The organism is Streptomyces sp. NPDC040432 (assembly GCF_055595445.1).
Genome location: NZ_JBVIVP010000028.1, coordinates 1 through 20,002 on the forward strand (window position 1 = coordinate 1; position 20,002 = coordinate 20,002).

The following is a 20,002-nucleotide window of genomic DNA, read 5'->3' on the forward strand; positions in this document are numbered from 1 at the left end:
GGCACGTGTACCTCTCGCGCCCGCCGCTCTACAAGATCAAGTGGGGCCGCGACGACTTCGAGTACGCGTACTCGGACCGCGAGCGCGACGCCCTGATCGCCCGCGGAGCCGGCACCGGAAAGCGGCTGCGCGACGACACCATTCAGCGCTTCAAGGGTCTGGGCGAGATGAACGCCGAGGAGCTGCGCGTCACCACCATGGACGTCGATCACCGCGTGCTCGGCCAGGTCACCCTGGACGACGCCGCACTGGCCGACGAACTCTTCTCGGTGCTCATGGGGGAGGACGTCGAGGCCCGACGCTCCTTCATCCAGCGCAACGCCAAGGACGTCCGCTTCCTCGACATCTGAACCTGCGTACGTCCCGTGAACCGGCATACGGCCTGCCCGCGTACGTCCGAGACTCCCGGATCCGAACGCCGACTCGGGCGCGGGAGCCCCTCCACTCCGCCCCCTCGGGGGGAGGCAGCCACGGAGGGGGCTCCGTCGCTCAGATGTCGACGTGCGGGTAGGACTCGGTGTACGACTCGCCCAGGGCTCCGTAATAGACACAGGTGCGGGCCGCGAGGTCCACCTCGTAGTGCAGGACGCCCGCGGTCCAGCAGCCGTGCACGAACTCGGGGTAGGTGCTCTCCCCCGCCTGGTCCGTCCGGAGCGCCGCGATGAGGGCAGCCTCGTTCCAACCGGGGACGTCCTCCGCGCTTCCTTCGTCCACGACCGGCGCGGCCTGCGTGACGACGGGGCCCGTGGCGGTGACGTAGACGCTCGTTCCGGCGGGGACGACGCAGCGGTACGTCTTCACACCCCCCTGGCGCAGGGCCTCGGCGAGGTACGGAAACCCGCCCACCCGGGGACGGACGGCGGCGGCACGCTCGCGGGCGGCCTTCAGGTTCTCGATACCGGTACTCATCTCGCGCTCCTTGAGGTATGTGCCCCCGCCTGCCCGACCGGACAGCCTTGCTAAGATGACAATAACGTCCCATCTAGACATCATGTTGTCAAACTGGAGGTGTCGGCATGGCCGACGAGATGGCTCTGCTGGTCGCCGACATCTACGAGGCGGCCGGAGCCCTGCGACGGTCCGGCGAGGCCGTCGCCGCGACGCAGGGCCAGACCCAGGCCCGCTGGCAGGTCCTCAGCGTGGTCTCCGAGCAGGCCCTGAGCGTCCCCGCCGCGGCCCGCCGGCTGGGGGTGGCCCGCCAGAACGTCCAGCGCATCGCGAACGACCTCGCGAAGGACGGGCTGGCCGCGTTCACGCCGAACCCCGACCATCGGACCTCGCCCCTGCTCACGCTCACCGCCTCCGGCCACCAGGTCCTGGAGGCCATCACCGAACAGGCGCACGCGTCACACCGGCGCATCACGCACCTGATCCCCGAAGCCGACATCGCCGCCGCCCGGACCCTGTTGCGCACCCTCACCGACGCCGTCCGGCAGGCGGAGACGGACGCCCCGTCCTGACGGACCCGACAGGCTCCTTCGGGCGGGCGCCCGGCGCCGCCCGTTCCCGCCCCACTGCCCCGGGTTTGGGCGCCCCGATCCGGAGCACCATGATCAGCATGAACAGCAACAACGCGTCCGAGTCCGGCGCATGGTATTTCGACACCGTCACCCACACCGTCGTGGACGGGCCCGGCCCCGATCGCCTCGGCCCCTACCCGACCCGCGAGAAGGCGGCCTCGGCCATGGAGACCGTGGCCGACCGCAACAGGACCTGGCAGGAGGATCCCCGCTGGGACGACAAGAAGGACGAGGCGTAACGCCGAGGGACGCCTTGATCCCGGCTCCCGCAGCACCGGGACGCGGCGGTCGCGTTCGCAGCCCGTTCCCGGGCTAACCTTCCGCCGCACCCGACGCCCGGCGGGAGGAAGCGCCCCGCAGCAGCGCGCCCGTCGCCGAGGCCCCCGCCACCGCGAGGAGCAACGGCACGACCGCTTCTCGGGGCGCTCCGGTGAATTCCAGGGCGAGGACGATCGCCGTCAGGGGCATCCGCTGCGACACCGCCAGGAAGGCCCCGGCCGCGACGACGGCGTAGGCCCCGAGGACGGTCCCCGGCCACAGGAACTCCCACAGTCGGCCCGCGACGATGCCGAGCAGCGCACCGTTGGCGAAGGACGGCGTCAGCAGGCCGCCGTGCGCCCCGGAGCGCAGGCACAGGGCGACGACCGCCGTGCGCAGGACGAGGAGTACGGCCGCCAGGGCGAGGGAGGGATCGGCGGTGAAGGCGACCTCGGCGGGTCCCTTGCCGTTGCCGAGGAGTTGCGGGAACGGCACCGAGAGCAGTCCCAGGCACAGGAAGGCGGCGGGTGCGGTCACCAGGAGCGCGTTGCCGCGCGGCGCCCGGTCGCGGGCGGCGGTCGTGAGCCGGGAGAACCCGTACGCGCACGCGCCCACCAGCGGACCGACGAGTGCCGACCACAGCAGCAGCGAGCCGCTGAAGGGCAGTTCCGGCAATTGGTACGTCGGCTCGTCGGGCATCGCCACGCGCACGACCATGGTCGCCAACGCGGCCGTCAGCACAGCCGGTACCACCGTGCCGAGGGCCCAGGTCCCCAGGAGCACCTCCAAGGTGAAGAGGGCGCCGCCCAGGGGAACGTCGTACACCGCCGCCAGGCCGGCGCCCGCCGCGCACGCGACGAGGACACGGCTCTGGGACGGGTCGAGTCCGGCCCTGCGGGTGACGCCGGTGGCCACGAGGGCCGCTGCCTCGCGGGGCGCGACCTCCCGGCCGAGCGGAGAGCCCAGAGCGACGGTCACCACCTGGAGCACCGCGTGGACGGAGGTCGTCACCGCGGGCATCCGGGGCCACCGCATCGTCAGGGCCTGCCGGATCTCCACACGGGGACGCCCGTAGCGGCTCAGCATCCACCAGCCCACGCCGGCCACCACGCCCGCCGACACCGTGACCACGACGCGACGCAGCGCCGAAGCGGCTTCCACGCCGTCCAGGAAGGACCCCTGCTCGTACCCGAACGCCAGGTGCTGCACGGTGCGCAACAGCAGGAGCAGCAGGCCGCCGCACACCCCGGCTCCCACGCCGACGACGCAGGCAGCGGCGGCGAAGCGGACCCGCCGCGCAATGAGGACGGGGGCACCGAACATGCAGGAACCATAGGTCCTGGGGCAGCGTCCCTGCCGGACCCACCGGACCACGGCGCGTTCACGGCGCCGCGGCCCTCGCGTTCCGTCCACCCCGTGACCGGTCGGTCGGGCACCGGTACCGGGTGGGGGTCACGGTCAGGGCGTCACGGCCCCACGGGGGCGGCGCCGTCCACGGCGGGGACCGGGGTGAAGTCGAAGGTGGGGGCCGGGGTGAAATCCGACGCGCGGACCGAGGTGAAGTCCGACGCCGGGACCGGGGTGAAGTGGTGGCGGACCGCCCACTCGGCGGCGTCCAGGGAGAGGTACTCGCCCCGCACCCGCCCCTCCCGGGTCCGCACCTCGTAACGGTCGGCCATCGGGTGGATCTGGTACTGCGCGGAGCTCTCCGTGCGGATCATGGTCCCGTTCCTTCGTGGCGGCGGTTCGGTCACGCTTGCTTACACGTCCACCCTGCCCGTGCCGGATCGACCTCGGCATCGGTCGACCGCCCCGTCCGGCGGATGACGAGCGTCCCTCCGGGAGGGTGGGTACCCGTTGTCCCGGCCACCGTCCGATCGGATGACCACCGGGCGCCGGCGTGGGTCCACAGGGCGTGTCCCACCAGGAAGGCGATGGCGCAACCGATGAGGCTGTCCGCCATCAGTTGGCCGGCGAGTTCCATGCCCTCCAGGTTGCTGATGTCCGACAGGAGCAGGATGAGCGGGGTGATGCCGGCGGTCTGGAAGCCGTAGCCGCGGGCGCAGAGCGGCGGCAGCACCGCTCCCAGCAGGAGGACGATCGGCACCTCCCATCCGCCGCGCGGCACGACGGCGAAGACCACGACGGACACGAGGATTCCGGCAGCGGTGCCGACCACCCGCGCCAGGGCGCGGGACGACACCGGACCGAGGTCGGGCTTCAGGACGAAGACCACGGTGATCGGCACCCAGTAGGCCCGTTCGTGCGGGACCAGGAGGACCAGTGCCTGCGCCGCCCCCACGCACAGACCGAGCCGCAGGCCGTAGCACCACGGTGCGGGCTTGGAAAGGAACTCCCGCAGGGTGCGGCGGCGCACCTGCCGTGTCGCGGTGGACGGTGCGGCTCGGGAGCGTGCGGGTACGCAGAGGGCAAGGACGAGCAGACCGCCGCCCGCCACGAGCAGGGGCGGCGCCCACACCGGCCCGGACGGGACCGCGCCGGTCGCGAGGACGGCATTCAGCAGGAACATCAAGGCCGCCAGGGAAGCGGTACGGCCGAGCACGGACAGCATGCCCGAGAGCAGAGCCAGCGCAGTCACGACCGCCCAGGTCACCCACCCGTGGCCGGCGGAGAGGCCGCCGAGCAGCGCGCCGCCGGCGCCCAACAGCAGGCAGGCGCAGACACCGCGCAGGCGATCGCGGCGGTCGGGCGCCGTCGCGGCCAGCACGCCGAAGAGGCCGCCCAGGGAGGCGAGGGCCCCGTACTCGGGCCGGTGGGCGGCCAGCCCCAACGCCAGCGGCACGGCGAGGGCAATGGCCCCACGGACTGCGGCTCCGATGCCGGACCGGGACGCGGTCCGGCCCAGGGGAAGGGGCAATCCGCGATGCATGTGGTCCTCCGGAACCGTGCAGGGGGTGGGGGCGGGTGCGGGTGCGCGGGGCGTCGTTCTCGGCCGTCGAACGGGTGCCACCGGTGAGGCGGGTTTCCCCCGGTCACGGAGTCCCTGTAGGGCTCGCGTGGGGGCCGTCCGTGCCGAGGGGACGGGTCGGGCCCGGGGCGGGTCCTGGGGTGTGGTCATGGTCGGGTTCCCCGTCGACCCCAGCCCACCAGTTGGACACGCCCCCGGTCGTCCTGCCTTCGGAGGACGAGGCGGGGGATGCGCACGGCGGAGCGCCGTGCGCATCCCCCGCCTCGGTCGTCCACCGATCGGGCGTCATGGCCTGGTCGGACGGCCCGTCGGGCTGACGCGAGCCGGTGTCGGGCACGCCCGGGGGCAGGTTTCCCCGGGCAGCGGTCGGTCGTGCCGCAACAGGGCACGGGAGCCGTTCGGCAGGGAGGCCGCCACGGCCTCGGAAGGGCGGGACGGGACTGGCGCCCCCGGGGCATGCCTGAATGCATCGGAATCGGTGATGGGCCCCGGCCCGTGGGGTCCGGTCCTCCCGAGCCTCCGGTGCCGGTGGCGGTACTCCCCCGTCGGGTTGTCCCGAGACGTCGACACGGCACCCGGGGGCATCGGATGCGGGCCCGGGAGTCTAGCCGGCCGGGGGCGGGGTCTTGAAGGGTTCGAGGCTGGGCCCCGGGACGACCTTGAACGAGAGCAGGGGGAGGTTGATGATGACCTTGCCCGGTTCCATGGGCGTTCGGTCGCGCGGAGCGCCCTGGCATGCGTCGGCCTCGTAGATGAACACCGACGTGTTGGTCTGGTTGGCCACCGACCGGAAGTAGCTGCCCTCCGGGGCGTCGGGGAAGACCTCCTTGACCGTGTAGCAGTGTCCGTCCATGGGGCTCTGGACGAGTTTGCGCGGCGCGCCGATGATCGGCCCATCCGCACCCGGCCCACCCAGCACGACCTGGATGTCGCCGACGGCCGCCGAGGCCGAGGTCGGCAGGACCGTTGTGAGCATCAGAGCGGTTCCGGCGGCGATCAAGAGCCCGGCACGGCGGGCGATCCGTTGACGGTGCATGGAAACCTCCGTGGCGCCGTGTTGTCCGCGGTGCGATCGAGGGCGCCGATCTCTCGGCCAAGTATCCGCTCGCGATATCGGCAGCGCAGCGCGGCCGCTGCCGCACAGCCCCTCACCTGCGGCTCCGGACCCGGAACCCGGCGGGCAGGACCCGGAGCGGCGCAGGCGGGCCCCCGGCGGCGCGAGAGCGGCGACCACACCTGGACCGCCGTGAGAACGTTCCGCGCGGGCTGCCCGGACGGCGCTCCGATGGACCGGGGCTTCGGCTGGGTGGTGGTCGCGGCCGTGGCATCGTCCGCCGACCGGCCCTACCCGGTACCGGACCGAGTGGCCCGCGCGGCACCTGCTCGCGTGGCGGTGGTGAGGTAGGTGATGCGGAGGGTGCCGGTGGCGGGTTCTCGGTCGACGAGCACCTCGACACCGTAGACCGAGTTGATCATGTCCGGGGTGAGCACGGTCTCCGGGGCACCGGACGCGACCACCTGCCCGGATCGGAGGAGGACGAGGTGGTCGCAGTACCGGGCGGCGAGGTTCAGGTCGTGCAGGGCGACGACGCAGGTGACGTCCAGCGAGGTCAGCAGGTCCAGGAGTTCCAGCTGGTGACGGATGTCCAGATGGTTGGTGGGTTCGTCGAGCAGGATCTCCCGGGGCTCCTGCGCGAGGGCGCGGGCGAGTTGGGCGCGCTGCTTCTCGCCCCCCGAGAGGACGTGCCAGCTCCGGTCCTGCCGGTCGGTGAGGTCGGTCCGCTCCAGCGCGGCGTCGACGATCCGCCTGTCGTCCCCGTCGAGTGCGTCGAAACGGCCGCGGAACGGTGTGCGTCCGAGCTCCACGACCTGGCGGACGGTGACGCGGTGGTGGGCGGAGACGTCCTGTTCGACGACCGCGAGGCGACGGGCCAGCACTGGGCGGCCGAGCTCCCGGAGGTCGGTGTCGTCGTAGCGGACGGTTCCGGAGTCGGGGCGGCGCAGTCCGGCGAGCAGGCGCAGCAGCGTCGACTTGCCGGAGCCGTTCGGGCCGAGGAGACCGGTGACCTTTCCGCCGTGAGCCGCCATGTCGATTTCGTCGAGCAGCCGTTGTCCCTTGACCGACCAGGAGAGGTGGGTGGTGGTGATGTGGCCCATCAGGACTCCAGACGCTTGAGGATCAGCGCGAAGGCGGGTGCACCGAGGAGGGCGGTGATGACGCCCGCGGGCAGTTCGTGCGGCGAGAACGCGCTGCGCGCGAACACGTCGACCCAGATGAGGAAGACGGCGCCGGTGATCGCGGACAAGGGGAGAAGGGCGCGGTGCGTCGGGCCGGCAAGGACGCGGACGGCATGCGGGACGAGCAGGCCGATGAAGCCGATCGCGCCGGAGGCCGCCACGGCGGCCGCCGTGATGATGGAGGTCAGCACCATGAGCCGGACACGGGCCGTGGTGACGTTGATCCCCAGAGCGGCCGCGGAGTCCCACCCGAAGGTGAAGGCGTCGAGGGCGGGTGCGAAGAACTGCACGGCGATCACACCGGCCAGGATGATCACGATGGTGATCGTCACGCCTTCCCACCGGGCGCCCCCGAGGGTGCCGAGCAGCCAGTAGGTGAAGCCGCGGGTGGAGTTCGCGTCGCCGCCGACCATGAGGATGACCGATGTGACCGCCGCGAAGAACTGGGACACCAGCACACCGGTCAGCACCACCCGGGACGGGGTGGCGACCCTTCCGCCGCCGAGTAGGAGCAACAGCAGGCCGAAGGAGAGCAGGCCGCCGGCGAACGCTCCGGCGGAGAGCGAGACGCTGCCGCCGATGCCCAGCAGGAGCACGGCGACCGCGCCGGTGGAGGCGCCCGAGGAGACTCCCAGCAGGTAGGGGTCGGCCAGTGGGTTCCTGGTGACGGCCTGCAGGACCGCGCCCGAGACGGCCAGGGCCATGCCGACGACGGCGGCCAGCAGGACCCGCGGGAATCGCGACTCCCAGATCAGTGCGTCCAGGAGGCGCGGCAGGGGCGGGGTGGGGGCGAGGTCGCCGAGACCGAGGTGTCGGAGGATGGTGGAGACCACGTCCAGGGGGCGGATGTCGGCGCTCCCGAACAGGGACGCGGCGATGACCGACACCAGGAGCGCGGTCGCGGCCAGGATCAGAAGCGCGGCGGTGGGGGCCTTGCGACGGTGCATCGGAGCTCGCGCACCGCCGGCGGTCGGGGCTCCGGCCGGCGTGTGGGTGCGCGCGGCGGGTTTCTGTGAGTTCGTCGTCATGATGGTGGACGGGTCACCCGAGCTTGTTCAGGCCGTCGGCCAGCGTGGGAACGACGGACGCGCTGCCGTAGCCGGGATCCATGTGGCTGCCGGGGACGGTGATGAACCGGTCGCCCTTCACGGCGGCGAGTTTGCTGGTGAGGGGGTCCTTCTTGAGGAGGGCGATCTTCTCCTCGGCGGTGTCGTTGGGGTCGCCCCGGGTCAGGTCGGCCAGGATGATGACGTCGGGGTCGCGGGCCGCGACCTGGTCCCAGCCGACCTCTGCCCACTTGGTCCTGGCGTCGGCGAAGATGTTCTCGACCCCGACGAGCTCGGAGATGTGTTGGGGCAGACCGCCGGGACCGGCGGCCCATGGAGTGCCCTCGTAGGTGGAGTAGAACCACATCACCTTCAGCGGCTCGTCCCGCTTCTTGAGCGTACCCACGGCCTGGTCCACGACGGCTTTCTGCTCGGTCGCCAGCTTCTCCCCGGCTTCGGGCACGCCCATGATCCTGCCCAGCCGGCGGTACTCCTCGAACAGCATCGCGAAGTCCGCGTTCGCCACGTTCTGGTGGTAGGTGCAGTCGAACTCGGTCAGGTAGGTCGGCACGCCGAGGTCATGGAGTTGCTTGCGTTCGCCGGACTGCTCCTCGGTGAACATGCTCGCGAAGGAGCCGTAGACGAAGTCGGGCTGGGCTTCCAGCAACTTCTCGTGCTTGATCTCCGCACCGGGCGCCGACAGGAGCGGGATCTTCCCGTACTGCTCGGCGATCGCGGGCGGTGTCTTCTCGATCTCGTAGCCCGTTCCGGCGATCCGGTCTCCCACCCCGAGGTGGATGAGGATTTCGGCGGCGGTCTGGTTGAGCGTCACGACTTTCCGGGGCGCGGCCTTGTAGGTGACGTCCGTGCCGCAGTTCTTGAGGGTGAACGGGTGGGTCGCGGCGTTCTTCGCCGTTGCCTCCGTCTTGCCGTCGGCACCGGAGGAGGGATCGGCGCCGCATCCCGTGACCGCGCACATCAACAGAGCCGCGGCCAACATGGGAATCGTTTTCGTTTTGATCATCTGAGGGGCCCAAATCGTTCGAAGTGGCAGAGGGGATGACACCGGTCGCATGACGCGACCGGCAGGGGTGGCACGTCGGGCCGCGGAACAGGTCGTTCGACGCGGGGAATCGGCCCGGGGGCGGCCTGGGGCGGGTGCGTCCGGCTACCGCAGCATCGCGGCCAGCCGGCGGACGACCTGTTCGTCGAACAGGCCGTGGGCGGCCATCCAGTCGTCGTTGAACACGGTGTCGAGGTACTTGTCACCGCCGTCGCAGACCAGCACGACGATGGTGGCCCCGGGGTCCGCGCTCCGGGCCCGTTCGAGGGCCTTGTACACCACGCCGCCCGCCGAACCTCCGATCAGGAGCCCGAAGTTCCTGGCGAGGTAGCGGCAGGTCTCGAAGGCTTCCGCGTCGCTGACCTTGATCCCCTGGTCGAAGACCGCGTAGTCGACGACACCGCCGATCTCCGAACCCTCCGGTGTACCGGTGCCGGACTGGTGGTAGGGCGCCCCCTCGCCGCCGAAGACGACGGATCCCACCGGCTCGACACCGATGATCTTCAGGTCGGGGATGCGTTCCCGCAGGAAACGGCCGGTACCGCACAGCGAGCCGCCGGTGCCGACGGCGCCGTACAGGTAGTCGATGTCGTCGCCCAGGTCGTCGTGGAGTTCGCGGGCGAGCGGGCGGTAGCCGTTGGGGTTTCCCGGGTTGCGGTGTTGCGCGGTCCAATGGGCACCGTGTTCGGCGGCGAGGCGCTCGGCGGTCGTGTCGCGTTCGGCGGTGGCGAGGCCCCCCTCCTCCCCCGCGACGTTGAGGATGTCGGCGCCGTAGGCGAGCATGCCTCGCAGCTTGTCCGCGCTGGAGTGGTTGTCCACCACGGCGGTGAACTTGTAGCCGCGTTCGGCGGCGATGAGCGCGAGGCCGAGCCCGGTGTTGCCGGAGGTGGACTCCACCAGCCGTCCCCCTGGGGCCAGGAGCCCGGCCTCCTCCGCCTCGTCGACCATGTTCCTGGCCATCCGGATCTTGGCCGTTCCGGTGGGGTTGAACTGCTCCAGCTTCAGCAGGACGTCTGCCCCGCCTTCGGCGACGGGCAGCTTGAGCAGGGGCGTTCGGCCGATCAGGTCGGAGATCCTGCTTGTGATCACGGCTTGTCCTTCGCGCAGATCTCGGTCAGACACCGGACGAAGACGTCGTTGTCCCCGGGGGTCGACAGCGAGGCTCGGATGTAGGTCTCGTATCCCGGCTCGCGCCACGCCTTGACGATGATTCCGGCACGGTGCAGCTCACGGGCGACACGGTCGGCGCGGTGGCCGGTGTCGATGAAGAGGAAGTTGGTCGAGGACGGGACCACGCGCAGCCCCGCTTCGCCCAACCGGTCGGTGACCCTGGTGATCTCCACAGCGGTTCGGTGAATCGTCTCCGCCAGGTGTGTGTGGTCCCCCAGCGCGGCGATGGCGGCCTCCTGCGCCGGGTGGTTCACGTTGTACGGGGTACGGACCCGGTCCAGGGCCTGGACCAGGGCCCGGTCCGAGGCGATGCCGTACCCGACGCGCACGCCGGCCAGGCCGTAGGCCTTGGAGAAGGTGCGCAGCACGATCCACGGCCGGGCCCTCTCGCGCAGGGCCTCCAGCCCGTCGGGGTAGCCGGGGTGGGAACGGGCGAACTCGCCGTACGCCTCGTCGAGCACCAGCAGGGCCGACTCCGGGAGGGCGTCGACGATCTGCGCCAACTGGTCGGCGTCGAGCACGGACCCGGTCGGGTTGCAGGGGTTGGCGAGGAAGACGAGCTTGGGGCCCTCGGCGAGGGCGTCGCGCCAGGCGGCCGCGTCGAACCCGAACCCATCGGTGACGGGGACTTTCCGGACCCGGGCGCCCATGACGCGGGGGAAGGTCTCGTGCAGGCTGAATCCGGGCGCCTGGGTGACGACCAGATCAGCGGGGTCGAGGACGGCCCGGCAGAGCAGCTCCAGGAGGTTCTCCGACCCGTTTCCGAGCACGACCCGGTCGGGTGGCACGTCGAGACTCATGCCGATGGCCTCGGCGAGACGCCGACCGGTGGGGTCGGGGTACCGGGAGATGCCGTCGCTCACGGCCTTCCGTACCGCTCGGGCGACTGCCGGGGAGACCTCGAACGGGCTCTCGTTGTTGGAGAGTTTGATGACGCGGCCGGAGCCGCTGAGGGTGGCCACCTCATCGGGGTGGGCGCCGGGATCGTAGCGGGGTAGTCCCGCGACCTCCTTGCGTATCAGGGAGGTGGAGGGGGGCGGTGTGAGGAGGGGATTCATGACGGCTCCGGTTTCGTGACGGGTGCGCCGGACTTCTCCCGGCCGAGGCGGTCGAGACGTTCGAGGCGGTCGAGGCGGCGTAGGAAGGCGACCAGGAGGAGGGCGGCGGTGGCCGCGAGGCCGATGGTCTGGCCGGTCCAGACGCCCTCGACGCCCCAGTCGGCGGTGACCCCGAGCAGGTAGCCGGCGGGGAGACCGACCAGCCAGTAGCCGACGAGGGAGATCCGGAAGGGGCCCGCGGTGTCGCCGATGCCCCGCAGGATGCCGTTGCCGATGTTCTGGGTCGCGTCGAAGACCTGCATGAGGGCGGCGATCAGCAGTCCGGTCGCCGTCAGCGCGATGATGTCCGCGTCGTGGGCGTGCTCGGCCGGGAGGAACAGCGACACGATCGTGTCCGGCACCAGCACGTACACGACGGCGATCAGCAGCGTCACGATGACGCCCCAGGTGATGCCGAGCAGCCCCGTCCTGCGGGCTTCCCGGTGGTCGCGTCCGCCGTCGGCCTCGCTGATGAGGATGGACGCGGCGTGGGAGATGCCGGCGGAGACCATGAAGACGATGTAGACGATCTGGTTGAGCACCGTTTGCGCGGCCAGGGCCTCGACGCCCAAGGAACCGATGACCAGGGTGAGCACGCTGAAGAACCCGGCCTCCGAGGCGTAGGTTCCGGAGATGGGCAGGCCCATGCGCCGGACCGACCGGACGGCGTCCCCGTTCCAGCGCCTCGCGTGGGGCGAGGTGAGGTAGGGGCGGAGGCCGCTGTCGCGCAGGATCACCACGAGGAACGCCAGGAACGACAATGTGAACACGGTGACGGTGGCGATGGCGACGCCGACGAAACCGAACGCGGGCAGGCCGAACTTCCCGTGGATCAGCACGTGGTTCAGGCCGATGGTCAGGCCGACGGAGACGATCGTGATGCCCAGCAGTGGGCCGGGCCGCTTGAGGCCGGTGGTGAAGTGCCGCAGGTTCTGGAACCAGAGGCAGGGCAGCATGCCCGGCGCCAGGACCGTCAGGAAGTCACCGGCCCGGTCGACGACCGCGGGATCCTGGCCCAGCAGGACGAGCAGTGGTCCGACCAGCAGCAGGGCCGCGCAGAACACCACGCCGCACACGGTCGCCCAGAAGAAGCCCGCGAACAGCAGGGCCGCGATGCGCCGCCGGTCGCCCCGCGCCTTCGCTTCCGCCACCAGGTTGCCGACCCCGGTGACCAGTCCCGTGCCGGTGGTGCGCAGTTGGTTGAACAGCGCGAGGGCAAGACCTGCGGCGGCTATCTCGACCGTGCCGAGTCTGCCCAGCATGACGATGTCGACCGTGGTCAGCGCGACGTGGGCGAAGTTGGTCAGGATCAGCGGGAGGGCGAGCCCCAGCAGCGCACGCGAGTTCTTGACCCACCAGGCCGTCGCGGGCGCCCCCTTGGGCTTCGAACCGGCGGTGTCGGTCGTATCGGTGATCACCAGAAGTTGACCTTTTCCCCGCGTCCGGCCGCTCGCGCGAGGTCGGCCACGTACCGGCCCAGCGCGGCGTCGGTGACCGCCATGCCGCTGTTGTAGGCGAAGACCACGTCGTCCGCGGTGCGCCGGGCGGGTGCCAGGCCGAGCAGGATCTCCGGCAGCTGGGCGTCGACCGGCGGCAGGCTGCCGTCCTCGCCGCGCAGGTCGTCGCAGGTCGCGTACATCTGGGCGGTGTCGGTGGCGATCCGGTGGTCCGCGCCGTGGCAGACGTCGGCGTGCACGCCGTATCCGAGGAGAACGGCCACCGAGCCCGGCTTCATCCAGTTCCGCCGGACCTCTTGTGTGGCGGACAGGCCGGCGGCGCCGATCACGATGTCCGCGCCGGCAGCCGCCCGGCGCAGGTCCTCGACGATCTCGACTTCGCGACCGTCGACGCTGTCCCTCACGGCGCGCAGGCCCTCGGGGTATGTGCCGAACACCTGCAACCGTTCAAGCTCCGGCAGGGCCGCCACCAACATCGGCAGGGCCGCCTTCGCCTGGACGCCGCTGCCCACGACGAGGGCGGTCCGTGCGTCGGGGCACGCGGCGCGGGCGAGCAGAGCGGTGGTGGCCGAGGAACGCAGGGGGCCGAGCTTCACCACGTCCATGAGCGCGATGGGGTTCCCGGTGGTGTCGTCGACGAGGAAGACGAACGAGTGGAAGCGGTATCCGTCCCGGCTGCGGCGCGGGTCGAACTCGTAGACGGCCTTGAAGCAGACGGTTCCGCTACCGCCGTCCCTCGCCACCATCGAGTAGCCGAGCGAGCGGTGATCGGGATCGTCGATGATGGTCTTGACCGGGTTGTTCGAGCCGTCCTCGCGCAGCGCTCGGTAGGCCCGCTCGACGACCGCGATCACCTGCCGGTGGTCGATGTCCAGCCCTTCCTGCTGCGCTTGGGGCAACAGCCACAACTGGCCGGGCGGGGCGTAGCTCGTGGACATGCGGGGGTTCTCCTTCGTGGGGTGTGTTCGGATCGGTTTCGAGGTCTCATCGGGTGCCGTCCAGCCGCCAACGCGGAGCGGTCCCGTCGCCGCCCAGCCGGACGACGACCTTCGACGGCAGGGGTGCGTCGTGGAAGGGGGACTCATTGGAGTCCATCTGGTATCCGGCGGTGTTGAGATAGGCGAGGTGGTCCCCGCGCCGCACGGGTCGGGGGAAGCCGACCTTCCGCCAGGTCAGCAGATCTCCTTCCAGGCAGGTCGCTCCCGCGACACAGGCCGGGAACGTCTCGTCGGCGGCCGACCGGTCGGACATCAGCAGCGGGTCGGGGAGGTAGTCGCTGTTGAACCACTGTTCGGAGAGGCTGAAGCTGCTCCCGGCGACGGTGACGATCGCGTACCCGTCGGACGCCCGGCGGTCGTCGACCTGCTGTACCCGGAACAGCGTGAATCCCGCCTGGTCCAGCAGGGCCCGGCCGGGTTCCACGACGAACCGGATGCCGTGGCGCCGTGCCTTCGCGGCGAGGCTTTCGCCGCTGTCGACGGGATGCGTCATGATCGCGCGGACGGCCTGGTCGGCGCACTGGCCGCCGTACGGATAGAAGGCCTCGAAGTTCTTGGCCGCGTGGTAGTGGGCCGGTTCGTTCTGCGCGAGGAAATCGCCCCACAGTTGCGGATCGACGTAGCGGACCGGGAGTCCGCCGCCGATGTCGACCAGCTCCGCGGCCGTCGAGCCGCGCCGCCGGGCGTCGAGGCAGTGCTCGATCATCTCGTTCGCCGCCGTCGCGCGTTCCTCGCCGGAATAGCCGTTGAGGTGGAAGGAGAAGCCTCGAAGGCTGATGTGTTCCGCGAGTTCCGCGCACAGACCGACGGCGGCCCCCCGCTCGGCGGCGGACATGCCGAAGCGGCTTGCAGGTTGACCGGTGGTCCGGGACCGCAGCAGCACGGCGGCCTGTCGTCCCGCGAGCCGGGCGGTCGCGGCGAGCCGCCGGAGTTCGCTGATCGAGTCGACGGCGATCAGACAACCGTGCTGAACGGCGAGGGCGTGCAGCGTGTCGTCCTTCTCCGGCCCGGATACTCCGATCCGGTGTCCGGGCACTCCGCCGGCGAGCGCCTTGATCAGTTCGGGTGCGCCGGCGACGTCGACCCCGATACCCAGCGAGGCGGCCGAACCGACGTAGCAGTCCGCCTTGTTGGCCTTCTTGGCGAAGAGGATTTCGGCGTCGACGGCCGACTCGGCGAACGCCTGCCGGAGCCTGCCGACGTTCTCCTCGAAGACCTGGGGCAGCACGACGTGCAGGGGGGAGCCCAGGCCGTCCAGGAGGTCGGCCAGGAGGGCTCGGTGATCCGCCAGGAGCGTGGAAACGATGGGATGTCGGAGTGCGGTGAGCGCGAAGGGCCGGAGTACGGCCGCCGGGCGCTCCAGCACTTGTCGTGAGATGAGCACCCCGTACTTCTATACGATTATGACAGTCATTTTCAATAGAGAGGGTGAACGATCTTCGAAGTGGGCGAAGCGATGGGTGTTTAGCGGCGTTTGTCTGCTCGATGGGCTGACGCACCCGCTCCATTCCGAGACGGGAACGGGGGGCCCACCGGCGACGCCGCAGCACTACGCCCGTTGGCCGGCCACCACCGCCGGCTGGGCGAAGGCCCGGTTCGACAGCGCCGACCTGACCGAGGTCCTGGTCGACGGCGAACGGGCGTGGACCGCCGACGGAGACATCGAACCGGGCATGTCACCTGCGGGCGTCCGGCTGCTGCCCTGCTTCGATGCCTTCACCGTCGCCTCCCAGCCCAGGGAGTTGCTCTTCCCCCGGCGCGGCCCGGGACCGGGCTTTGGCGAGGGGGCAGGCCGGCAACTTCCCCGTCCTTCTCATCGACGAGGCCGTCAGCGGCGTAGGGCATCAGAGGAAGTCGGGCTCCAAGGTGGCGATCACCGTCGAGCCGCCGGCGGACCTCGCCGCGCGTCGGCTCAGGCAACTCCACGAACAGGTCGAACGCGTCGCGGAGATCCTGCACGCCCGCCCGACCCTGACCATCGGTTCCGTCAACGTCGGAGCGCACGCCTGACCTCCCGCTCCCGGCGGGACGTCCGGGACGGCAACGACGTCCTGGCGGGCGTCCCGGCCGTCCCGCGCCGGTGAGGCGGGTGCGCGCCCGTCCATTCGCCGGACGTGCCATCCCGTCGGATCGCGTCCCGCACTCGTCGCCAGGCGTAGGTGGGGGGGCAGTGGTTGGCGCAGGAACTCCCGGGCGTGGCCTGTCGACCCGCGGCAATGATGGAACGCGACATCCGCCGTCCGTCGGGGCCGTCGCCGCTACACCGTGTCGGTGTCCCGGGCCGCTGACCTGACGCGGAATTCCAGGCTCTTCACCGCGTCCCTCGCCGCCCTCACCGCTTCCTCCTCGGTAGGTCCGAGGGCTCGTGCGTAGGCCACCCGCGACAGTGAGCTCTCCAGCGCCCCCACCCGTGCGCCGGGCCCGACCATGCCGTCCACCTGCGTCACGCCGGGGAGCGCTCGGGCCCGTTCCAGTCCGAGGATCTCCTCCAACGTCCCGCCGACGTCCACCGAGGCGAACCAGATCGCGGAGCTACGGGCCTCCGCGGTCGGTTCGGCGAGTTGCGCGCGAATGCCGGGCAGGACCGACTCACCGAGGGTCTGGCGCGCCGTGCAGTCGTCCGTGTCCACCCCGGTCGCTTCCAGGGTCAGCGTGGGGATCATGTCGCCACCCATGCGGACGTGCGTCTCGATCAGCCGTGGCCCCTTGGGGGTGAGCACGATCTCCGTGTGCGTCGGACCGAACCCCACGGCGAGCGCGTCCAGCACGGAGAACACGTACGCCTCGATCGCCGAGACGTCGTCCGGCGGCAGCGATGCCGGGCAGACATGGCCGAGTTCGACGAACGTCCCCGGATCCGAGTACTTCCGCGTGACGGCCACCAGGACGTGTTCGCCCGCCTCGGAGAACGCCTCGACGCTGAACTGCGGACCCTCCAGGAACTCCTCGACCATGACGCCCGTGCCGCCCATGCCGAGGTGGTTGGCGAGGGCCCGCTCGAAGGCTCCGTCCAGCCCGTCCTCGTGCGTCACCTTCGTGACGCCCGCACTGCCCGCGCTGGAGATCGGTTTGACGACGCACGGCGTGCCGTACGCCTCCACGAAGGCACGCAGTTCGTCCTGGTCCGCCACCCGCGCGCACGCGGTGGTGTCGATGCCCTCTTCGCGCAGTCGCGCCCGCATCGCGTGTTTGTCGTGGACGAGGGTCACCGTTTCGGCGGTGTGCCCTCCCAGGCCGAGGGCGTCGGAGATCGCGGCGTAGCGGTCCTGGTCGCGCTCCCCGAAGGTACCGATGCGGGTGAACGGGTCGTGGGCGTGCGCGGCGGCGGCGAGATCGATCCATTCCTGGTCGGGCGCGTCACCGCGCAGGCACAGCACCCGGGCGTTGTCCCCCGGTCGGCGGATCTTGGCGATCGAGTCCAGTTGACAGATGACCGTGGTCCTGGCGCCCGGCCGGGCGTCGCGGATGCGGGCGGGGAAGTCGCGGCCTGCGCCGACGATCAGTACGTGTTCGGACGAAGACATGGAGGTGGTCCTTGTTCCTCTCGGGTGGGCGGGCAGGTCGGCTACTTCCAGGTCGTGTTCTCGTTCCACCAGTCGATCGCGGCCATCAGGCGCCGGCGCGCGGAGTCGGCGGTGGGTCCCTCGACGAACAAGGAGGCGGCCGAGTCCAGGAGGTGGGTCACGCCTTTCCCTTCGGCCCCGGCCTCCATCAACAGTTCGAACCGGGTTCCCGGAACCGGGCACGTCCCGGCGGGGGGAACGAACTCTCCGTGTCCCGGGGGGAGCATGGCCCAGCCGACCAGGGCGGCCGGTGTCGCGGGCTGGTCCGTCAGGATCAGTTCCGCGCCGCACTGCCCGCGCAGGCCCTCGCGGGCAAGTTGCACGCCGAAGGACCGCTCGTAGGCTTGCGCGATCAGCGCGCCGCCCGCCCGGCTCGCGATCTCGCACATCACGAGTGTGTCGTCGCCGTCGATCCATGCCTCCAGGTGGAACGCGAGCGGATGGGGTGCCGCAGGTAGCGCGGCCACGACCTCGGCCGCCATGCGGACCAGTCGACCGGTGCGGTCGTCGTCGGCCGCCAACATCACACTGCCGAGGTGCAGTTCGTCGTGGATGCGCTCGGCGCAGCCGCTGGTGTACTGGGAGGGCCAGGCGTGCACCACCCGCCCGTCCCGCATGATGCCGTCGACGTGGAAGAACTCCCCGCTGACGAAGGACTCGGCCATCCATTGCCCCGGCAGGTAGGGGACGTCAGAGCTGCGTTCCCCGGCCAGGAACGCCGTGACGTCCCGGGGGCCGCGCAGGACCGTCACACCGGCGGCGCCGGCTCCGAAGCGGGGCTTCACCACCGCCGGGTATCCCTCGGCCTCGACGAAGTCCAGCAGGTCGGCGGGGCTGTCGAGCGGGGCGAACGCGGGCACCGCGATGCCCGCCGCCCGCACCAGCTGCTTCATGACGACCTTGTCCCGGTAGGCGGTCGCCGATGCGACTCCCTGGCCGGGCAGTCCCAGGCGTTCCCTCAGCCGCGCGGCCCGCAGCACGTCGTTCTCACTGCTGCTCGCGACGAGGTCCACCCCGTACCCGCGCGCGGCTTCCTCCGCCGCCTGCTCGGCGGACCAGGAGTGGTAGTCGTCGACGATCAGGTGCTGGGGGAAGTGCTCGGCCAGGGCGTCCTCGGCGCCGGTCACCGCCTTGGGCATCGTCACCAGCACGATGTCGTCCCGGGTCCGGTCCAGCCAGTCCTGCAACGGACGCGTGGCGAGCGGCTGGCGGGAGAGCAGTAGCACTTTCGGCATGGTTCAGGTCCTCGTGGGGATGAGTGGGTGACGGGACGCGGGAACACCGAGGGGTCCCTCGGTCCCGGTCACCGACCGGTCCTCGCGGCCGCGCCGAGGGACGGCCGGGGCAGTCCCAGGTTCTCCCTGAGCGTGGTGCCCTCGTACTCGGTGCGCACCAGCCCGCGACGCCGGAGCTCCGGCACGAGGAGGTCGACGATCGCGTCGAGCCCTCCGGGGTGGTAGTCCGGCATGATGTTGAAGCCGTCGGCCGCTCCGTTCACGAACCAGTCCTCCAACTGGTCGGCGACGGTTTCGGGGGTACCCAGCAGGAAGCGGTGGCCGCGCCCCGCCGCCACGGCCAGGTACAGCTCGCGGATGCTGAGGCCCTGGCGCCTGGCCTGCTCGTAGATCGTCTGCTGCTTGCTCGTGCTTCCCTCGATCGCGGGGAGTTCCGGCAGCGGTCCGTCCAGCGGGTGGCCCGAGAGGTCGACCATGCCGAGCTGGTACGAGAGCATGCCCAGACCCACCACCGGGTCGACCAGCGCCTGCAGGGTCTCGTACTTCTCCTCCGCTTCGGCGAGGGTGCGGCCCACGACGATGAACACGCCGGGCAGCACCTTCACGTCGTCCGGGTTCCTGCCGTAGCCGGCGACCCGGTCCTTCAGACCGCGGTAGTACGACTGCGCCGATTCGAGCGTCTGTTGGACCGTGAAGACCACTTCGGCCCAGCGGGCGGCGAAGTCCTGGCCGTCCGGGGACGAGCCCGCCTGGACGATGACGGGATAACCCTGCGGCGGGCGGGCCAGGTTGAGCGGGCCCTTGACCGAGAAGTGTTCGCCCTCGTGGCCGAGGATGTGCAGCTTCTCCGGGTCGAAGAAGCGCCCGGATTCCTTGTCGTAGAGGAAGGCGTCGTCCTCCCAGCTGTCCCACAGACCCGTGACGACCTCCATGAACTCGCGCGCGCGGTGGTAGCGCGCCGCGTGCTCGGGCTGGCGGTCCAGGTTGTAGTTCCTGGCTTCGGCGTCGGTGGCGGAGGTGACGACGTTCCAACCCGCGCGGCCGGCGCTGAGGTGGTCCAGGGAGGCGAACTGTCGGGCGACGGTGAACGGCTCGTTGTAGGTGGTCGACGAGGTCGCCGTCAGACCTATGTGGGTGGTGTGGACGGCGAGCGCGGAGAGCAGCGTCATCGGTTCGAAGTGGACCATGCGGCCCTGACGGCTGAGTTCGTCCGCGTCCTTGTACTTGGTGCGGACACCCGCACCGTCGGACAGGAACACCATGTCGAACTTTCCGCGTTCGGCGGTCCGCACGAGCGAGCGGTAGTAATCGAAGTCGAGACCGCCGTCGGGGCGGGCGTCGGGATGGCGCCAGGCCGCGACGTGGTGGCCGGGCGCGGGCAGGAAGGCACCGAGCTTCATCATGCGGCGGGGTGTGCTGCTCACCGGT

19 protein-coding genes and 1 pseudogene are annotated in these 20,002 nt (G+C 70.9%); 4 read left to right on the forward strand and 16 right to left on the reverse strand.

Annotated elements, in window-relative coordinates; all coding sequences use genetic code 11:
- A pseudogene (locus tag ACZ58N_RS34225) lies at positions 1 to 350 on the forward strand (DNA topoisomerase IV subunit B); the annotation flags it as partial.
- 139 nt (positions 351 to 489) lie between these two features.
- Here ACZ58N_RS34225 and ACZ58N_RS34230 read toward each other — a convergent pair.
- The gene (locus ACZ58N_RS34230; protein ID WP_471168081.1) at positions 490 to 909 is read right to left on the reverse strand and encodes a DUF1398 family protein; all 420 of its coding nucleotides are present in this window, start codon (positions 907 to 909) and stop codon (positions 490 to 492) included.
- A gap of 107 nt (positions 910 to 1,016) precedes the next feature.
- On the opposite strand from ACZ58N_RS34230, the gene ACZ58N_RS34235 reads away from it, so the two are divergent.
- Complete coding sequence (locus tag ACZ58N_RS34235; protein WP_471168083.1) at positions 1,017 to 1,460, forward strand: MarR family winged helix-turn-helix transcriptional regulator; 444 nt, start codon at positions 1,017 to 1,019, stop codon at positions 1,458 to 1,460.
- A 98-nt stretch (positions 1,461 to 1,558) separates the two neighbouring features.
- Complete coding sequence (locus ACZ58N_RS34240; RefSeq protein WP_471168085.1) at positions 1,559 to 1,759, forward strand: hypothetical protein; 201 nt, start codon at positions 1,559 to 1,561, stop codon at positions 1,757 to 1,759.
- A 73-nt stretch (positions 1,760 to 1,832) separates the two neighbouring features.
- Here ACZ58N_RS34240 and ACZ58N_RS34245 read toward each other — a convergent pair whose 3' ends face one another.
- From ACZ58N_RS34245 to ACZ58N_RS34300, 12 genes are all read right to left on the reverse strand, one after another.
- Complete coding sequence (locus ACZ58N_RS34245; protein WP_471168088.1) at positions 1,833 to 3,101, reverse strand: chloride channel protein; 1,269 nt, start codon at positions 3,099 to 3,101, stop codon at positions 1,833 to 1,835.
- Between the two features lie 143 nt (positions 3,102 to 3,244).
- Positions 3,245 to 3,499: a hypothetical protein gene (locus tag ACZ58N_RS34250; protein WP_471168091.1), complete on the reverse strand. Its 255-nt coding sequence runs from the start codon at positions 3,497 to 3,499 to the stop codon at positions 3,245 to 3,247.
- A 29-nt stretch (positions 3,500 to 3,528) separates the two neighbouring features.
- Positions 3,529 to 4,668: an FUSC family protein gene (locus tag ACZ58N_RS34255; RefSeq protein ID WP_471168093.1), complete on the reverse strand. Its 1,140-nt coding sequence runs from the start codon at positions 4,666 to 4,668 to the stop codon at positions 3,529 to 3,531.
- Positions 4,669 to 5,311: 643 nt separating this feature from the next.
- Positions 5,312 to 5,743 carry a hypothetical protein gene (locus ACZ58N_RS34260; RefSeq protein ID WP_471168096.1) on the reverse strand — a complete coding sequence of 144 codons (432 nt, stop codon included), beginning with the start codon at positions 5,741 to 5,743 and terminating at the stop codon, positions 5,312 to 5,314.
- 308 nt (positions 5,744 to 6,051) lie between these two features.
- A complete protein-coding gene (locus ACZ58N_RS34265) occupies positions 6,052 to 6,864 on the reverse strand; it encodes an ABC transporter ATP-binding protein (RefSeq protein WP_471168098.1) in 813 nt (270 codons plus the stop codon).
- The gene (locus ACZ58N_RS34270; RefSeq protein WP_471168100.1) at positions 6,864 to 7,892 is read right to left on the reverse strand and encodes a FecCD family ABC transporter permease; all 1,029 of its coding nucleotides are present in this window, start codon (positions 7,890 to 7,892) and stop codon (positions 6,864 to 6,866) included. The genes ACZ58N_RS34265 and ACZ58N_RS34270 overlap by 1 nt, the downstream gene beginning before the upstream one ends.
- Before the next feature lie 94 nt (positions 7,893 to 7,986).
- A complete protein-coding gene (locus ACZ58N_RS34275) occupies positions 7,987 to 8,991 on the reverse strand; it encodes an ABC transporter substrate-binding protein (RefSeq protein ID WP_471168102.1) in 1,005 nt (334 codons plus the stop codon).
- A gap of 168 nt (positions 8,992 to 9,159) precedes the next feature.
- Positions 9,160 to 10,143: a PLP-dependent cysteine synthase family protein gene (locus ACZ58N_RS34280; protein ID WP_471168105.1), complete on the reverse strand. Its 984-nt coding sequence runs from the start codon at positions 10,141 to 10,143 to the stop codon at positions 9,160 to 9,162.
- Positions 10,140 to 11,282: a histidinol-phosphate transaminase gene (hisC, locus tag ACZ58N_RS34285; protein ID WP_471168108.1), complete on the reverse strand. Its 1,143-nt coding sequence runs from the start codon at positions 11,280 to 11,282 to the stop codon at positions 10,140 to 10,142. The genes ACZ58N_RS34280 and hisC overlap by 4 nt, the downstream gene beginning before the upstream one ends.
- Positions 11,279 to 12,739, reverse strand: coding sequence for an MATE family efflux transporter (locus ACZ58N_RS34290; RefSeq protein WP_471168110.1), 1,461 nt, complete (start codon positions 12,737 to 12,739; stop codon positions 11,279 to 11,281). Before ACZ58N_RS34290 ends, hisC begins: the two co-directional genes overlap by 4 nt.
- Positions 12,736 to 13,716, reverse strand: coding sequence for an ornithine cyclodeaminase (locus ACZ58N_RS34295; protein ID WP_471168112.1), 981 nt, complete (start codon positions 13,714 to 13,716; stop codon positions 12,736 to 12,738). Before ACZ58N_RS34295 ends, ACZ58N_RS34290 begins: the two co-directional genes overlap by 4 nt.
- A gap of 46 nt (positions 13,717 to 13,762) precedes the next feature.
- Positions 13,763 to 15,160, reverse strand: coding sequence for an alanine racemase (locus ACZ58N_RS34300; protein ID WP_471168115.1), 1,398 nt, complete (start codon positions 15,158 to 15,160; stop codon positions 13,763 to 13,765).
- Between the two features lie 392 nt (positions 15,161 to 15,552).
- Between ACZ58N_RS34300 and ACZ58N_RS34305 the strand changes: the two genes are divergently transcribed.
- The gene (locus ACZ58N_RS34305; protein ID WP_471168118.1) at positions 15,553 to 15,786 is read left to right on the forward strand and encodes a hypothetical protein; all 234 of its coding nucleotides are present in this window, start codon (positions 15,553 to 15,555) and stop codon (positions 15,784 to 15,786) included.
- 248 nt (positions 15,787 to 16,034) lie between these two features.
- On the opposite strand, the gene ACZ58N_RS34310 is transcribed toward ACZ58N_RS34305, so the two are convergent.
- The 3 genes from ACZ58N_RS34310 to ACZ58N_RS34320 all read right to left on the reverse strand — a co-directional run bounded on the left by ACZ58N_RS34310 (position 16,035) and on the right by ACZ58N_RS34320 (position 19,998).
- Positions 16,035 to 17,300, reverse strand: coding sequence for an ATP-grasp domain-containing protein (locus tag ACZ58N_RS34310; RefSeq protein WP_471168121.1), 1,266 nt, complete (start codon positions 17,298 to 17,300; stop codon positions 16,035 to 16,037).
- A gap of 41 nt (positions 17,301 to 17,341) precedes the next feature.
- Entirely contained in the window at positions 17,342 to 18,574 is a 1,233-nt protein-coding gene (locus ACZ58N_RS34315; RefSeq protein WP_471168123.1) for an ATP-grasp domain-containing protein, read from the reverse strand.
- A 68-nt stretch (positions 18,575 to 18,642) separates the two neighbouring features.
- Entirely contained in the window at positions 18,643 to 19,998 is a 1,356-nt protein-coding gene (locus ACZ58N_RS34320) for an LLM class flavin-dependent oxidoreductase (RefSeq protein WP_471168126.1), read from the reverse strand.
- Positions 19,999 to 20,002: the final 4 nt, after the last annotated feature.

Coding starts and splice junctions, on each gene's coding strand:
- ACZ58N_RS34315 (WP_471168123.1), bottom strand. CDS start 18,574: ATGCCGAAAGTGCTACTGCTCTCCCGCCAGCCGCTCGCCACGCGTCCG.
- ACZ58N_RS34230 (WP_471168081.1), bottom strand. CDS start 909: ATGAGTACCGGTATCGAGAACCTGAAGGCCGCCCGCGAGCGTGCCGCC.
- ACZ58N_RS34240 (WP_471168085.1), top strand. CDS start 1,559: ATGAACAGCAACAACGCGTCCGAGTCCGGCGCATGGTATTTCGACACC.
- ACZ58N_RS34265 (WP_471168098.1), bottom strand. CDS start 6,864: ATGGGCCACATCACCACCACCCACCTCTCCTGGTCGGTCAAGGGACAA.
- ACZ58N_RS34255 (WP_471168093.1), bottom strand. CDS start 4,668: ATGCATCGCGGATTGCCCCTTCCCCTGGGCCGGACCGCGTCCCGGTCC.
- hisC (WP_471168108.1), bottom strand. CDS start 11,282: ATGAATCCCCTCCTCACACCGCCCCCCTCCACCTCCCTGATACGCAAG.
- ACZ58N_RS34245 (WP_471168088.1), bottom strand. CDS start 3,101: ATGTTCGGTGCCCCCGTCCTCATTGCGCGGCGGGTCCGCTTCGCCGCC.
- ACZ58N_RS34260 (WP_471168096.1), bottom strand. CDS start 5,743: ATGCACCGTCAACGGATCGCCCGCCGTGCCGGGCTCTTGATCGCCGCC.
- ACZ58N_RS34295 (WP_471168112.1), bottom strand. CDS start 13,716: ATGTCCACGAGCTACGCCCCGCCCGGCCAGTTGTGGCTGTTGCCCCAA.
- ACZ58N_RS34235 (WP_471168083.1), top strand. CDS start 1,017: ATGGCCGACGAGATGGCTCTGCTGGTCGCCGACATCTACGAGGCGGCC.
- ACZ58N_RS34275 (WP_471168102.1), bottom strand. CDS start 8,991: ATGTTGGCCGCGGCTCTGTTGATGTGCGCGGTCACGGGATGCGGCGCC.
- ACZ58N_RS34310 (WP_471168121.1), bottom strand. CDS start 17,300: ATGTCTTCGTCCGAACACGTACTGATCGTCGGCGCAGGCCGCGACTTC.
- ACZ58N_RS34250 (WP_471168091.1), bottom strand. CDS start 3,499: ATGATCCGCACGGAGAGCTCCGCGCAGTACCAGATCCACCCGATGGCC.
- ACZ58N_RS34270 (WP_471168100.1), bottom strand. CDS start 7,892: ATGCACCGTCGCAAGGCCCCCACCGCCGCGCTTCTGATCCTGGCCGCG.